General features: G+C 55.1%; 1 protein-coding gene. It reads left to right on the top strand.

Annotated elements, in window-relative coordinates:
- The coding region (locus AC1D0P_RS32295) for an FCD domain-containing protein (protein WP_477680450.1) at positions 1 to 363 on the top strand (363 nt) is incomplete at both ends.

The following is a 363-nucleotide window of genomic DNA, read 5'->3' as shown; positions in this document are numbered from 1 at the left end:
GTGCAGAACTTCAAGCCCAAGCAATTCGACGATCTCAAGAGCACGCAGGACCGATTTCGCAAAGCGACGGTGTCGGGCGATACCCTCTCCATGGTACTTGAAAACAATCGCTTTCACGAGATTTTCGGCGAGATGTCGGGCAACGCCTATCTTCAGCCAAGCCTTGGCCGCCTGTTGATCGACCATGCGCGGATCGGCCATACCTTTTTCCACCCGACGAATGACGACATGCGTCAACGGCTTCAACTCGCCGTCGAGCATCACGACGCGTTCATCGCAGCGATTGCCCGACATGATGAAGAGGCCGTCGTGCATCTCGTCTTCGAGCATTGGGATTTGTCGCGCGAGAACATGGAAATGTTC

It is taken from the genome of Polaromonas sp. P1_G2, assembly GCF_056405515.1.
The sequence above is the reverse complement of the archived record's forward strand: the minus strand, read 5'-3'. Positions and strand labels throughout refer to the sequence as shown.